A 12,897-nucleotide genomic window follows, 5' to 3' on the forward strand; every position below is an offset into this window, starting at 1 on the left:
AGCCCACGCGCCGCCAGGCGATCGCGTTCGGGCGCGCTGGCTGCGGTTGGAAAGGCCGGCGCATCGTCGCCTTGCGCCTCAGTAACCCGCCGCGTCAGCGCTGTAGCTGACGGGGACGTTGATGACGGCCTGGGCACCGGCGGGCAGGTTCACGCTGATGGCGACCACCGTGCCCCCCGCGCTGCCGCCCGAGGCCGGGCAGCTGCCGCCGCCGGTCGAGGCGCAGGCCCAGGGGCCGGACAGCGTCGCACCGGTCGGCAGCGTGTCGTTGACCACGGCCCCGGTGACGTCGGCTGGCCCGGCGTTGCTCACCGTGATCACATAGGTGCCGCCGCCGCCCGGCGTGTAGCTGCTGCTGGCATCGCTCTTGGTCACACTCAGGTCGGCCAGCCGCGCACTGTTGGTGATCCGGCACACGACGGTGGTCGGTACGTTGCTCAGGGCCGGTGCGACGTACTCGAAGCTGGTGCCCGCGCCGCTGGCGACGCTGTTGTTGTCCTGGTCGGCACATGCCCAGGTGGTGGCGTAGCGGCTCAAGATGGTGCCATTGGCGGCGGCCTCGGCCAGTGCGTAGGTGCTCTGCGGCGTGGTCACGAACGGCGTGGTCGTTCCCCCGTTGCCAACGTTGCTCGCAGACGCGACCACGCTGCCGCCGGTGCTGATGTTGAGGTCGAAGCGCCCGGCATCGTTGGTCGGCGCCAGTACCTTCTGCAGGCTGAGCACCACGGCGCAGGAGCGGGCGATGCCCTCGACGGTGAACACGGCCTCGCCGATCCGGATGCCCAGCAGCGCCAGCAGGTTGTCGACCAGTCCACCCAGGACCGTGTTGAGGATCGGCGTGAGCAGGGAGACGACCTGGGTGGAGAGCGTGCTGGTGGTCAGGCTGACGACCTGACCCACCAGCGTGGTGACGGCCGAGGGCGTGGTGATCGGCGAGCCCAACAACGTGGCCGAGACTGCGCCGGCCGTCGTGGTGAGGGTCAGGTTCTGCAGCAGGCTGGTGATCAGGGATCCAGCGCTGACCGTGCCCGCGCTGGCAGTGCGCGTCTGCGGAAACGGCGCCGAAACGGTGAACGACTGCATGCCGGGCGATCCGGTGGCCGCCGCCTTTGCCTGCACGGCAAGCGGCACCTGTGCGGTCACCAGCCCCAGTCCCAATACGCTGGTCTGAAACCGTAGGTTGAGGGTGGTCAGGGTGGTCGGTGTCACCACCGCGCTGGTGATCACCTGGCTGCGGTTGAAGAACGTCGCATCCGGGATGCTGCCGATGTACAGGTTCACCAGGCCAGGGCGCCCGGTGAAGCTCACCGTATTGGCCAGCCCATCGACGGCGGTGATGGTGCCCTCGGCCCGCGCGATGTCGGCGTAGGCCTGCACGGTCAGCACGCTGGCCGAGAGTTGGGTGTTGCTGACCCCCAGCCCGTTGATGGCCGTGCGTAGCGATGCAAGATCGAAGTTGCTGATCGCCTGCGCGTTGAGCTTGATCCGGATGGCGCCGGTGTGGAACGCGCTTCCCGCGCCACCGCAGACGTACGTCGGCGGCTCGACCACCTGAGCCCACAGCTGCAGCGCCGTGACTCCCGACAGACCCAGCGCCGCGGTGTCTACCGTGATCGGTTGCGGCGTGGTGGCCACGTTGGAGAAGTTGTAGAGCTGGACGCTGCCTGTCACGACATCCAGCAGATCCAGATCGATATCCGCCAGCGATCCCTGCGGCAGGCTGACCTGCAAGAGGTTCGACAGGCGGATGGTGCCCGAGAGCCCACTGAGTGCCGGCGAAAGCGCGTTGAGCGCACTGACTGCCGCGGTGTTGCCATCGGCCTGGGCCACCTGCACCAGCGCGAGCCGCAGCTGGGCCAAGGTCAACTGGCTATTGAGGATCTGGCTGGTGTCGCTCAGCCCCAGGTTGGCGCCAAGCTGGGTGATCAGTGCGTTGAGATTGACATCCGACTGCGCCAGCGCGTTCCAGTCCAGGACGCTGGCATTGACCGTGGTACCGGGCAGCAGCAGGCGGAACAGGAGATTCAGCAGCGGTCCCTGCGTACTGTCCACGCTCACCAGCCGCGGGCCAGCCGACACGCAGGCGCCGGCGGTACAACCCGTCTGCGCCTGGGCGGATGCGAAAGGCCAGCATGTGACGAGCAGGACCGCCAATGCGAAGGCGCGCATCGACACGCCCAGCCCCCGGCCGTGATTTTGGGATGTCTTCACCGGCTCCCCCCATCCTTGCGCTGAATCCGATACCTCGGGTCCTAATCGATGCCTGCGTGGCAGGCGCGGGATGCAGCCCGGCATCAACGCGAATGTGCGAGGACGTCTGCAATATTGTTCAAGCCGCCCCCACGAATGAAATGAAAGATCAGGCATGACGCCGCGCGTCGGTGACTCCGCGGCGCCCGCTTTTTTTTTGATAATTCAAATCGGGCGTTTTTCCAAATCAGCGAGCGCCCGGAGGGTGTCAGTTTCACTAACACGCCGGGTAATCCAGCTTTCTGATGACTTGGAAACTTGCCTGTGTTAGTAAAACCCGACACGCGCCGCCACAGCTCGCGCCGCAGGCAACATCACCCAAGGGAGTTCACACATGCACGTCATGGCAGATCGCATCCGGCAGGCACGCAGGCTCAGGAGTCTCTCGCAGACACAACTGGCACAGACCGTCGGCGTCCAGCGCAGCGCGGTCGCACAGTGGGAGCGGGCTGGCGGGACGCACCCCAGCGTCGAGCATCTGGCGCAGATCGCAGTCACCACGCAAGTGCTGTTCGAGTGGCTGGCCACCGGGCGCGGCCAGATCAGCGCGGAAGCCAGTGCGCCCACCGAGCACAGCGAGCTACTCGCCAACATGGCGGAGAACGTCGCAAGAGACGAGGTCGAGAGCAATGTCCTGCAACTGATGCGCAAGTTGTCGCCGCGCCGGCGCTCAGCCGCCTATCAGCTGCTACGCGCCATGGTCGGTTGAAGAACAACCTGATCAAGCATTAAGTCTCCGGCATTTTTGTTTTGTAACCGGTTACAGCAGGCGCCCCGAAGAATTCATATTCGCGCATTATGTCTCTCACTCGCGTTGCTTCGATGCGGCGTTTGGATAAGAAAAAACCCGCCGGCGGCGGGTTTTCTTTCTTAATTGACATTTGCTGACAGACTGGCTCGACCTTCACACCGCGGCATCCTTGAACAGGGTTTCGGGATATTCCGGCTTCTGCTCCCGTGCCAGCAGGCGCTCCAGCGCGTCGCGCGGAGTGATGTCGCCGTGCAGCACGTCGCTGACCGCCTCGGAGATCGACAGGTCGATCCCGTGCTTGCGCGCCTGCCGCATGACCTCGTCGGCGGTCTGCACCGACTCGACCACCTGCCCGATCTCCTTGACCGCCTCGGCGATGGACTGGCCACGGCCCAGGGCCAGGCCCAGCCGGCGATTGCGCGACAGGTCGCCGGTGCAGGTCAGCACCAAGTCGCCCAGGCCCGCCAGGCCCATGAGCGTTTCCGGGCGCGCCCCGATGGCCGCGGACAGTCGCAGCATCTCGTTGAGCCCGCGGGTGATCAGCCCGGCACGCGCGTTCAGCCCCAGGCCCATGCCATCGGCCACGCCGGTGGCCACGGCCAGCACGTTCTTCATCGCCCCGCCCAGTTCGGCACCGATCATGTCGTTGCCGGTGTAGGCGCGGAAGGCCGGACCATGCAGGACGTCGGCGACCTGCTGGCTGAAGACGTCGTCGGCGCCATGGATCGTCAAAGCCGTGGGCAGGCCCTGCGCGACCTCCTTGGCGAACGATGGCCCGGTGACCACGGCCAACGGCACCTCGGGTCCGAGCACGTCCTCAGCCACTTCGTGCAGGAAGCGGCTGGACCCTGGCTCGAACCCCTTGGTCGCCCAGCTCACGCCCACGCCGTCGGGGCGCAACGGCGCCAGCAGGCGCAGGGTCTCGGTAAAGGCATGGGACGGCACGACGACCAGGATCAGGTCGGCGTCGGCCATGGCGGCCGCCAGCTCGGTGGTGGCGCGCAACGTCTCCGGCAAGGCGATGCCCGGCAGGTAGCGCGGATTCTCGTGCGTGGTGTCGATGGCCTGCGCCACGCCCGGATCTCGCCCCCACAGCACGGCCTGATGGCCGTGCCGGGCGATCAATGCAGCCAGTGCGGTGCCCCAGGAACCGGCACCGAGCACTGCAACCTTCAAACTTGTCATCTCATCCCCTGGCATTGAGAACAGGGGACCAAGTGTTACCACAGCCCGCATCAAGATCAGGCATTGCCGACCGGCGGATCGTTCTCGAGCGTGCCGGTGGCGCCCTGCTGCTGGCGCTGGCGCAGCGTTTCGGCGTACAGGCCGTCGAAGTTGATCGGCTGCAGGAAGAACGGCGGGAAGCCACCGGCCTGGATCAGGTCGCTCAGCAGCTGACGCACGTAGGGGAACAGGATGCTCGGGCACTGGGTGCCCAGCAGCGCGTCGATGGTCTGCGCATCGAAACCGGCCAGGCCGAACACGCCGGCCTGCTGCACTTCGGCCACGTAGGCGGTCTTATCGCCGGCCTTGCAGGTCAGGGTCACGCCCAGGACCACTTCAAAGGCGTTCTCGCCCAGACGCTGGACGCGCTGGTTGAGGTTGAGGTTGAGCTCCGGAGAGATGTTCTCCGAGTAGATCCCCGGGGCGCCAGGCACCTCGAAAGACACGTCCTTGACGTAGATCTTTTCGACGGTGAAGTTCGGGCCGGTGGCCTGGTTGGCGGCCTCGGCGGCGCCGTTGGTGGTCTCGTCGGACATCATGTACTCCGGAAAGTGCGGTTGCAGTGATGGGTGGAAAACCCGGGATTATCGCATGGGGTGGCGGCGCGACCGGCCGGGTTCAAGCCCGGCGGATGTCGGCCCGCCTGTTCAGGCGAAGGGAATCAGGCGCGGCCCTTGACCAGCGGCAGGTCGGCGCTCTGCCAGGACGCCACGCCGCCCTCCAGCACGTAGACCTTGGTGAACCCGGCCTTCTTGAGCTGCGCGGCGGCCGTGGAGGAGGACTGACCATTGCGGCAAACCAGCACCACCGGACGCTCTCCGGCGCCGGCCAGCAGCTTGTGCTTGGGGTCGAACTTGCCGGACAGGTTCTTGCTGCCGGGGATGTGGCCCTTCTCGAAGTCACCGCTGGCCGACAGGTCCAAGACCAGCGCGTTCTCGGCGTTCATCAGCCCGGTCAGCTGGGCCGGACGCAGGCCGGCATAGCCCCGGAACAGGCGCATGATCTCGGTGACGATGATGGCGATGGTCAGGCCCACCAGGGCCATGGACAGCATCGCGTTGTCGGCCGCGAAGGCCTTGAGTTGATCGAAGTTCACGACAGGAAGAAGGATACAGGGCGCTAAAAGACCGGCGATTGTCGCACAGGCCGCCCCGCCGCAGGCACTGGAGCGAGGTCACCCGACGCCGGGCCGTCCACCGCGGGCATCGCCACTAGCGCCCTTTCCATAGATCCGGCAAGCCGTCCTGCAGCCACCACTGCTCGTCCTGGTCGTCCCAGCGCCAGCGCTCGCGCAACCGCACGGTGCGTTCGGTCATGGTGTTGCGGTTGACCATGCGCGCGTCGATGAGCCGCACCACCGTGCCGTCGGGTTCGCTCATGCTGCCCACTTCGCTGTAACCGCTGATCTCGATCTGCTCGTAGCGCGAGAGCTCCAGCGCGCTGAGCATGCGCTCCTGGCGCACCTTGGGGTCCACCACGCTCCAGGCCTGCTCGAACTCGCCCCAGCGCATGGCCTTGGTGAACAGCATCTGGGTCTCGGTCAGCTGACGCTGCTTGGCGCGCTTGCCCACGGCCTGCGCCGGCAGCGCCGACCCGACCAAGACCAGCGCCATGAGCGCCATCCACAGAATTCTCGCCACGTGCGACTTCCCCGACAGAACCGGCTGCATCCTAACCCTTGGACAGCGCCACGTATCGTCCGGACAGTTCGGCGGCCACGCCCCCGTCGGGCAGGCAGATCCTGGCCTGCAGCGAGGCACGGGCCTTGCCGCGTCGGGCGAAGACCGACACCACCTCGTCCCAGTCGGCCTCGGGCGCCAGCCAGGCCTGCGCATGCAGGTCGTGCAGCAGCGGCGCGCGGTAGCGCACGCTGCTGTCAGCGACATAGACCTCCGCGTCCAGCCCCGCCTGGCGGAGCCTGAGTGTCATCAGCGCCCAGCCGGCCAGGGTCATCAAGGCGGTGAGGCTGCCGCCGAACGCGCTGCCCTTGTCGTTGACGTTGGCCGACAACGGCGCCGAGGCATGCAGGCAGGTGCCATCGAAACGGTCAAGGCTCACCGCCATCGCCGCCACCGGAGGCATGGATGCGCACAGCGCGCGCAGCGGATCGAGCAGGGGTTGGGCATCCATCGCAGGTACTCTTGCCGGTCATGGGTCCACGTCAAGCGCGCGCATGGTACGTCATCTCGCTCCGGCCCCAGGGCGGACACGCGGGCCTGCGCCATGCGGCGGCCAAGGCGGGCGCGGGCGTGCTGGCGCTCTCCCCCTGGACCCTGACGCCACGCGCCGACGCGCCTACCCGTGACGCACTGCGCGCCGCACTGCAGGCACCGGCCGTGGTGTTCACCAGCCCTGCCGCCGTGCACTTTGCCCATGCCCTGCTTCCGCTGCGGGCGGGCGCGGGCCAGGCCTGGATCGGGACCGGCGCGGGTACCCGCCAGGCGCTGCGGCGCGCGGGCATCGACGGCGCGCTGGCGCCAGCGCGCATGGATAGCGAAGGCCTGCTGGAACTGGAGGCACTGCAGGCCTCCCCGGTCGGCCTGGTCACTGCGCCAGGCGGGCGCGGCGTCCTTGCAGGCGCCCTGGCCGCCCGCGGCACGCAGGTGCTCCGTGCGGACGTCTATGCCCGCATGCCCATCCCCCTGTCGCCGCAGGCCGTGAACAAGCTCCGAGCCCTCGACCAACCGACATTCCTGGCCCTGAGCAGCGGCGAAGCCCTGGGGCAGGTGCTGGACCGGCTTCCCTCGGACGCGGCCGCCGCCCTGCGCGGCGCGACCGCGATCGCCGCCAGCGCCCGCCTGGCCGACCTGGCAGGACAGGCGGGTTTCAGGACGGTGGTGCGGGCTGAGGGACCGCGGCCAGGCCAGCTGGTGGAGGCCGCCCACGCCGTGTTCTCACGCCGCTTCCGTTAGCATGCGGGCCCGCCGTGGCGGCCCCTCACCTCCCAGGAGCTCCCCTTGAACGACACCCTGACCGACAGCGAGCAGCTTCCGCGTCCGCGCCGCCGTCCGTGGGGCTGGGTGTTCGGGCTTCTTGTCCTGGTGGCATTGGCGGCAGCGGGCTGGTACGGCTGGCAGCGCTGGCAAGCCTGGCGCACCCAACAACAGGACGCGGCGCGCGAGCAGATCAGTGCATTGGAAGAGCGCCTGGAAGCCCTGCGCCAGGACCAGCGCGCCCAGGGCGAGCGTCTCCAGGATGCGGCCGCCACCAACCGCGTGCTTCGCGACGAGGTGCTGGGCCTGAGCCAGCGCGGCGCGCTGCTGGAAGACAGCGTGGCCAAGCTGGCCGATTCCACCCGCCAGGGCGCGGCCGCCCTGCGCCTGGACCAGACCGAACTGGAACTGCACCTGGCGGCCCAGCGCCTGAGCATCGCCGGCGACGTCGCCGGCGCGCGGGAGGCCTACGCGCTGGCCGCCGACACCCTGGAGGGCGTGGACGATCCCCGTCTGCTCAACGTCAAGCAGGCCCTGGAGCAGGAGCGCGCCGCGGTGCTGCGTCTGGGCGCCGGGCCGCATGCCCAGGTCGAAGCCCGTTTGAGCCGGGCCTCCGAAGCCCTGGCCAAGCTGCCGCAGAAGGTGGTCGATGATCCGGCCACGCGCCCGGCCTGGCAGCGCATCCTGGCGCCGGTCATCGACGTGCGGCCCAGCGGCAGCCGCGTGGCAGTCGCCCCGGCCCAGCGCGCGGCCTTCGAAAACGCTCTGCAACTGGAGCTGACCCTGGCCCGGGCCGCGCTCGAGCGCAACGATCGACCGGCCTTTCAGGCCTCGGTCCAGCGCGCGGCCAGCTGGTTGCCGCGCCTGTGGCCCAACTCGCCACAGGCCGATGCGCTGGAGAAGGAATTCTCCCAGATCGCCGCGCTGCCATTGCAGCCTGCGCTGCCTGAGCTGGGCAGCACCCTGACCCAGCTGCAGGCCTTCCGTGGCAAGCCCGCCGCGCCACCGCTGCCCGCCGCCCCGGCGGCCGACCCCGCGCCCTCCACCGGTGAGGACACCACGCCATGAAAACCCTGCGCCTTGCCATCGTTTTGCTGGTCCTGGTGGCCATCGGCGTCATCGGTGCCCAGTGGCTCTCGCGCGAGGACATTCGCGACTGGGGCGAAGTCTTCGTGCGGGTCGGCGGTTACGACGTCACCGCCACGGTGCCGGGGGCCATCCTGGCCCTGGTCGCCGCCGCCCTGCTGCTGTGGATCGTCTGGTCGCTGCTGGCCTTGCCGTTCCGGACCTGGGGGCGGCACCGGCGCAAGCGCGCGCGAGCCCAATTGATCGAAGGACTCGAAGCACTGCACCACGGCCACTGGCAGCGCGCGGAAAAATCCCTGGACCGCGCCGCGCAGGATGCCGAAGTCGGTGCGATCGCCCGCGCCGGCGCCGTACGCGGCGCCCAGGCGCGCGAGGACCATGCCGCGACCGAGCGCCATCTGCAGGCGCTGGCCGAACGCAACCCGACCAGCCACGCCCTGCTGGTCGCCGAAGATGCCCTGCGCGGCGCGCAGCCCGCGCAGGCGCTGGTCGCGCTGGATGCACCCGCAGCCCAGCCGCTGCCTCCGCGCGGCCTTTACCTGCGGGCCCAGGCCCTGTCCGAGATCGGACGCGCCGGCGATGCCTGGGGCCTGCTCGGCCCGCTGCGCCAGCAGCGCGCCCTGGCCCCGGAAGCACAGGCCCGGTTCGAACGCGACCTGGCGGCCCGCACTCTGGAACAGGCCGGCGATGCCAATGTCCTGGCCGAGCGCTGGGAAGCCCTGCCCAAGCCGCTGCGGGTGGAGCCGGCGGTGGTCGCCGCCTATGCCGCGCGGGCCGCCGTCCTGCACTGGGACGATGCGGCGACCCATGCGCTGGAACACGCGCTGGACAGCCGCTGGGACGAAGGGCTGATCGCCCTGTACGGCAAGCTCCCGGTCGGCAAGCTCGATTCTCGCCGGGCCAGCGCCCAGCGCTGGCTGCAAGCGCATCCCGACAGCCCCGCCCTGCTGCTCACCCTGGCGCGGCTCGCCCGGCAACAAGGTCAGTGGCCGCAGGCGCAGGACTTCCTGCACCGCGCCTTGGCCCAGGGCGCCGGTGCCGACGCATGGGAGGAACTCGGCGATGGCTACGCCGCCGATGGGCAGGATCTGCTGGCCCGGCGCAGCTACGCCAACGCCCTGGCCGCCAGCCGCGGCGAGGTCGCCACGGCGCTGCCAGAACGCGACCTGCGCCAGCAGATCCATGACCACGCCGTGGGCGAGGAACGCGACGAACACGGCATGCCGCGCTTACGCGATTGATTCGCGCGCCGTTTGGAATGCAGGGGTGCATCCCTCAGGGTTGGCAGGATTCACTTGCGATTCGGTAGCGAAGCTAAAAAGGCTTCTCCTGCACCGGCAAAACGCGATTGCGCGTCATCGACTCGGAGAGGCCTGAGCGAGCGCGTCCTCCAAATACCGACGATGCCCATTAGCACCATGCCACCCAGCCCAACTGCGAGCGCACCACCGCTACCCACGAGATAACCGATCACGGGCGGCAGGATCGATGCGCAGCCCAGCGCGAAGAAGTGACTACGGATGCGTTCGTGGTCGGCGCACAGGCTCATTTCCAAGCGCGCGGAACGGCGCACCGACAGTGCCGCAATCACATAGACAATGGGATTCACCAGCAACAGTAAGTAAAGCCAGGGACTGTGCCAGTGGAAGGTCATGCCACGGGTCGAAGCGGCGGGATGGTTGCATCGCACGCAGCGGCGTGGAAGCGTGCCATCGCGCAGAACCACCAGTATCCCGCCTTCGCGCCAGGCCTCGGGTGAAGGCCAATAGTCAGACCTCGACGGAGTAGAGAGATCGCGCATACGCATCCTTGACGTCGTGCAGTGGACAGGCCACGAATCGTGCCCCCTCGTTTCCCACCGGACAAGCGCAACGTGGCAGATCCAAACCTCACCATGAGACCCGGCAGGCAGCCGATCAGGCCAATAAGCGCCTTGCCAACAGCACGCAGGTGGCCGCGGCGCTGAGTGCGGCAAAGCCAGCCACCAGGTAGATCGCCCCGTAGCTCCAGACCACGGCGAGCGCACCGGCCGCAGGGCCGGTGATGGCCAGCGCCAGGTCCAGGAACAGCGAGTAGATGCCCAGCGCGGTGCCGCGGTTGCTGTCACTGACCCGCTTCACCGCCTCCATGCCCAGGGCGGGAAACACCAGGGCAAAGCCGGCGCCGGTGATCCCGGCTCCGCATGCTGCCCATAATGGGCTCGGCGCCAGCCAGATGCACACCAGTCCCAGGGCTTCAACCCCCAGCGACACCATCGCCACGCGGTAGCCGCCATGCCGGTTGATCGCGTTGGGCAGGATGAGCCGGGTGGTCACGAAAGCGACGCCGAGCAGGGTGACGGCCAGGGCGGCATGCGGCCAGCCGTGATCGGCGTAGTACAGGGCGATGAAGGCGGTGATCGCGCCGAAACCCACCGACCCCAGGCCCAGACAGAGTCCGAAGGGCAGCATCCGGCGCAGCACCTGGCGCGCCGGGATGCGCTCGCCATGGATGGGCGGCACGCCCCGCCGGACCGCCACACCGACCAGTGCGACCAACGTCATCAGCAGGGTCGCGACGCCCAGGGATGCCAGCCCGAAGCGCGCCGCCAGGAACACGCCGACCGGAGCGGAGACGGCCAACGCCCCATAGGTGGTCACGCCATTCCAGGAGATGACCCGGCCGGTATGCAGGCCTCCCACCGCGCCGATGCCCCACAGGATGGTCGCGGTGGTGACCAGGCTTTCCCCGCAGCCCAGCAGCAGGCGGCCGACGAACAGGATCGACAGGCTGGCCAGCGGCCACGCGCCGGCCAGTGCCGCGCCCAGCGTGCAGGCACCGGACAACGCACAGGCCAACAGGCCGACCAGCAGCGAGACCTTGGGCCCGCGGTGGTCGCAGAGACGCCCCGCCACGGTGCGGCTGAGCAGGGTGGCCACGTACTGCAAACTCACCGCCAGGCCGGCCAGCACCGTGCCGTAGCCGAGCGCACCGTGGACGAAGCCGGGGACCACGGCCAACGGCAGTCCGACACAGCAATAGCCAACGAAGTTGAACACCACGATGCCCAGCACGCGGCGCATGACGGGGACAGGCGTCGGGTCGGACGCTGGGCGGGGTGAGGACGCGTCGTTCAATGACGGAAGACAGCGCGCTGGTGCGGGCGCGGCTGAGATGACCAGGGGCGGCCCATGATGCGCCAGTGCGTCGGCGATGGCGCCCCGGCGTTGCCGAGATCCCCTCACCGCGCCCGGCCACGGGCCCGGCCGGGATCAGCGCTCGACGATGGCGACCACGCCCATGCCACCAGCCGTGCAGATCGACACCAGCGCGCGGCCACCGCCGCGCTGGGCCAGTTCCTTGGCCACCGTGGCGATGATGCGGCCGCCGGTGGCGGCGAACGGGTGACCGGTCGCCAGCGAGGACCCGTTCGGGTTGATCTTGGTCGGGTCGATGCGGCCCATGGCCCCAGGCAGGCCCAGGCGACGGGTGCAGTAGTCCTCGCTCTCCCAGGCGCGCAGCGTGCACAGCACCTGGGCGGCGAAGGCTTCGTGGATCTCGTAGATGTCGAAGTCCTGCAGGGTCAGCCCGTGCCGGGCGAGCATCTGCGGCACGGCCACGGTCGGCGCCATCAGCAGGCCCTCGCCATGGACGAAGTCCACCGCCGCGCTCTGTACATCGCGCAGATAGGCCAGGGGCGTGTGCCCGTGTGCGGCGGCCCAGGCATCGCTGGCCAGCAGCACCGCCGAGGCGCCATCGGTGAGCGGCGTGGAATTGGCCGCGGTCAGGGTGCCGCGTCCGGAGGTCTTGTCGAAGGCCGGCTTGAGCGTGGCCAGCTTTTCCAGCGAGGTATCCGGACGCAGGATGTTGTCGCGGCTCACCCCGCGAAACGGCGCGATCAGGTCATCGAAGAAGCCGCGCTCGTAAGCGGCGGCCAGCTTCTTGTGCGAGGACACCGCCCACTCGTCCTGCGAATCGCGCGAGATGTTCCATTCCTTGGCCATGTCCTCGCAGTGCTCGCCCATCGACTTGCCGGTGCGCGGCTCGCCCACGCCGGGGAACTCGGGCTTGAGCTCGGACAGGCGGAACCCCTTCAGCAGCGCCCTGGCCTTGTCGCGCGGGGTCTTGGCCCGGTTGGCCGCCAGCAAGCGCGCGCGCAGCTGCTTGCCGTACACGATGGGCACGTCCGAGGTGGTGTCAGAACCGCCGCCGATGCCCGACTCGATCTGGCCCAGGGCGATCTTGTTGCCGATGTAGGCAATGGTGTCCAGGCTGGTGCCGCAGGCCCGCTGCATGGTGATGCCAGGAGTCAGCGCCGACAGGCCGGAAGACAGTGCCGCCTCGCGCCCAAGATTCCAGTCGCTGGCGTGCTTGATGACCGCGCCCATGGCCACCTCGCCCAGGACCTGCCCATGCAGGCCGAAGCGCTCGACCAGCGCCCCCAGCGTGCGCACCGACATCCCCAGGTTGCCGACGTCCGAATAGGCGGTGTTCTGGCGACAGAACGGAATGCGGACGCCACCGAGGATGGCGACGGGTCGAGCGGCTTGCGTGGAGGACATCGGTGGACGGCCGTGTGCGGTGAGGTGGAGTGCCGCGCATGCGCGGGCGTATGGCGAAGTGTAGCGGCGCAACAGGAGACCGGCCAACCACGAGGCCGACCTTGCACGCCCG

At 68.8% G+C, this 12,897-nt stretch carries 13 protein-coding genes; 4 read left to right on the forward strand and 9 right to left on the reverse strand.

The window, feature by feature from the left end:
• Nucleotides 1–78: 78 nt before the first annotated feature.
• Nucleotides 79–2,052, reverse strand: coding sequence for a hypothetical protein (locus ACORQU_RS05895; RefSeq protein WP_491643895.1), 1,974 nt, complete (start codon nt 2,050–2,052; stop codon nt 79–81).
• 532 nt (nt 2,053–2,584) lie between these two features.
• On the opposite strand from ACORQU_RS05895, the gene ACORQU_RS05900 reads away from it, so the two are divergent.
• Nucleotides 2,585–2,959: a helix-turn-helix transcriptional regulator gene (locus ACORQU_RS05900; protein WP_271648283.1), complete on the forward strand. Its 375-nt coding sequence runs from the start codon at nt 2,585–2,587 to the stop codon at nt 2,957–2,959.
• 195 nt (nt 2,960–3,154) lie between these two features.
• On the opposite strand, the gene ACORQU_RS05905 is transcribed toward ACORQU_RS05900, so the two are convergent.
• The 5 genes from ACORQU_RS05905 to ACORQU_RS05925 form a co-directional block, all read right to left on the reverse strand.
• On the reverse strand, nt 3,155–4,186 hold the full coding sequence (locus tag ACORQU_RS05905; protein ID WP_491643896.1) for an NAD(P)H-dependent glycerol-3-phosphate dehydrogenase: 1,032 nt from the start codon (nt 4,184–4,186) through the stop codon (nt 3,155–3,157).
• 56 nt (nt 4,187–4,242) lie between these two features.
• Entirely contained in the window at nt 4,243–4,761 is a 519-nt protein-coding gene (secB, locus tag ACORQU_RS05910) for a protein-export chaperone SecB (RefSeq protein ID WP_271648281.1), read from the reverse strand.
• A gap of 125 nt (nt 4,762–4,886) precedes the next feature.
• Entirely contained in the window at nt 4,887–5,321 is a 435-nt protein-coding gene (locus tag ACORQU_RS05915; RefSeq protein WP_491643897.1) for a rhodanese-like domain-containing protein, read from the reverse strand.
• A gap of 115 nt (nt 5,322–5,436) precedes the next feature.
• Nucleotides 5,437–5,838 (reverse strand): hypothetical protein, encoded by a 402-nt coding sequence (locus ACORQU_RS05920; protein ID WP_491643898.1) that lies wholly within the window; start codon nt 5,836–5,838, stop codon nt 5,437–5,439.
• A gap of 58 nt (nt 5,839–5,896) precedes the next feature.
• Nucleotides 5,897–6,355: a YiiD C-terminal domain-containing protein gene (locus tag ACORQU_RS05925; RefSeq protein ID WP_491643899.1), complete on the reverse strand. Its 459-nt coding sequence runs from the start codon at nt 6,353–6,355 to the stop codon at nt 5,897–5,899.
• 20 nt (nt 6,356–6,375) lie between these two features.
• Between ACORQU_RS05925 and ACORQU_RS05930 the strand changes: the two genes are divergently transcribed.
• From ACORQU_RS05930 to ACORQU_RS05940, 3 genes are read left to right on the forward strand one after another with little or no spacing between them, the layout of a single operon-like run.
• Nucleotides 6,376–7,137 carry a uroporphyrinogen-III synthase gene (locus ACORQU_RS05930; protein ID WP_491643900.1) on the forward strand — a complete coding sequence of 254 codons (762 nt, stop codon included), beginning with the start codon at nt 6,376–6,378 and terminating at the stop codon, nt 7,135–7,137.
• Nucleotides 7,138–7,182: 45 nt separating this feature from the next.
• Nucleotides 7,183–8,226 carry a uroporphyrinogen-III C-methyltransferase gene (locus ACORQU_RS05935; protein WP_491643901.1) on the forward strand — a complete coding sequence of 348 codons (1,044 nt, stop codon included), beginning with the start codon at nt 7,183–7,185 and terminating at the stop codon, nt 8,224–8,226.
• Complete coding sequence (locus ACORQU_RS05940; protein WP_491643902.1) at nt 8,223–9,485, forward strand: heme biosynthesis HemY N-terminal domain-containing protein; 1,263 nt, start codon at nt 8,223–8,225, stop codon at nt 9,483–9,485. The genes ACORQU_RS05935 and ACORQU_RS05940 overlap by 4 nt, the downstream gene beginning before the upstream one ends.
• 50 nt (nt 9,486–9,535) lie before the next feature.
• Here ACORQU_RS05940 and ACORQU_RS05945 read toward each other — a convergent pair whose 3' ends face one another.
• The 3 genes from ACORQU_RS05945 to ACORQU_RS05955 form a co-directional block, all read right to left on the reverse strand.
• Complete coding sequence (locus tag ACORQU_RS05945) at nt 9,536–10,045, reverse strand: hypothetical protein (protein ID WP_491643903.1); 510 nt, start codon at nt 10,043–10,045, stop codon at nt 9,536–9,538.
• A 115-nt stretch (nt 10,046–10,160) separates the two neighbouring features.
• A complete protein-coding gene (locus tag ACORQU_RS05950) occupies nt 10,161–11,360 on the reverse strand; it encodes an MFS transporter (RefSeq protein WP_491643904.1) in 1,200 nt (399 codons plus the stop codon).
• A 135-nt stretch (nt 11,361–11,495) separates the two neighbouring features.
• Entirely contained in the window at nt 11,496–12,785 is a 1,290-nt protein-coding gene (locus ACORQU_RS05955) for an acetyl-CoA C-acetyltransferase (protein WP_271648274.1), read from the reverse strand.
• Nucleotides 12,786–12,897 lie beyond the last annotated feature (112 nt).

The organism is Pseudoxanthomonas sp. JC1303, from assembly GCF_058448525.1.

Excerpts from the sequence above, each read along its gene's own strand:
- ACORQU_RS05900 (WP_271648283.1), top strand. The coding sequence starts at position 2,585 with ATGCACGTCATGGCAGATCGCATCCGGCAGGCACGCAGGCTCAGGAGT.
- ACORQU_RS05905 (WP_491643896.1), bottom strand. The coding sequence starts at position 4,186 with ATGACAAGTTTGAAGGTTGCAGTGCTCGGTGCCGGTTCCTGGGGCACC.
- secB (WP_271648281.1), bottom strand. The coding sequence starts at position 4,761 with ATGTCCGACGAGACCACCAACGGCGCCGCCGAGGCCGCCAACCAGGCC.
- ACORQU_RS05920 (WP_491643898.1), bottom strand. The coding sequence starts at position 5,838 with ATGGCGCTGGTCTTGGTCGGGTCGGCGCTGCCGGCGCAGGCCGTGGGC.
- ACORQU_RS05925 (WP_491643899.1), bottom strand. The coding sequence starts at position 6,355 with ATGGATGCCCAACCCCTGCTCGATCCGCTGCGCGCGCTGTGCGCATCC.
- ACORQU_RS05930 (WP_491643900.1), top strand. The coding sequence starts at position 6,376 with ATGGGTCCACGTCAAGCGCGCGCATGGTACGTCATCTCGCTCCGGCCC.
- ACORQU_RS05940 (WP_491643902.1), top strand. The coding sequence starts at position 8,223 with ATGAAAACCCTGCGCCTTGCCATCGTTTTGCTGGTCCTGGTGGCCATC.
- ACORQU_RS05945 (WP_491643903.1), bottom strand. The coding sequence starts at position 10,045 with ATGCGCGATCTCTCTACTCCGTCGAGGTCTGACTATTGGCCTTCACCC.
- ACORQU_RS05955 (WP_271648274.1), bottom strand. The coding sequence starts at position 12,785 with ATGTCCTCCACGCAAGCCGCTCGACCCGTCGCCATCCTCGGTGGCGTC.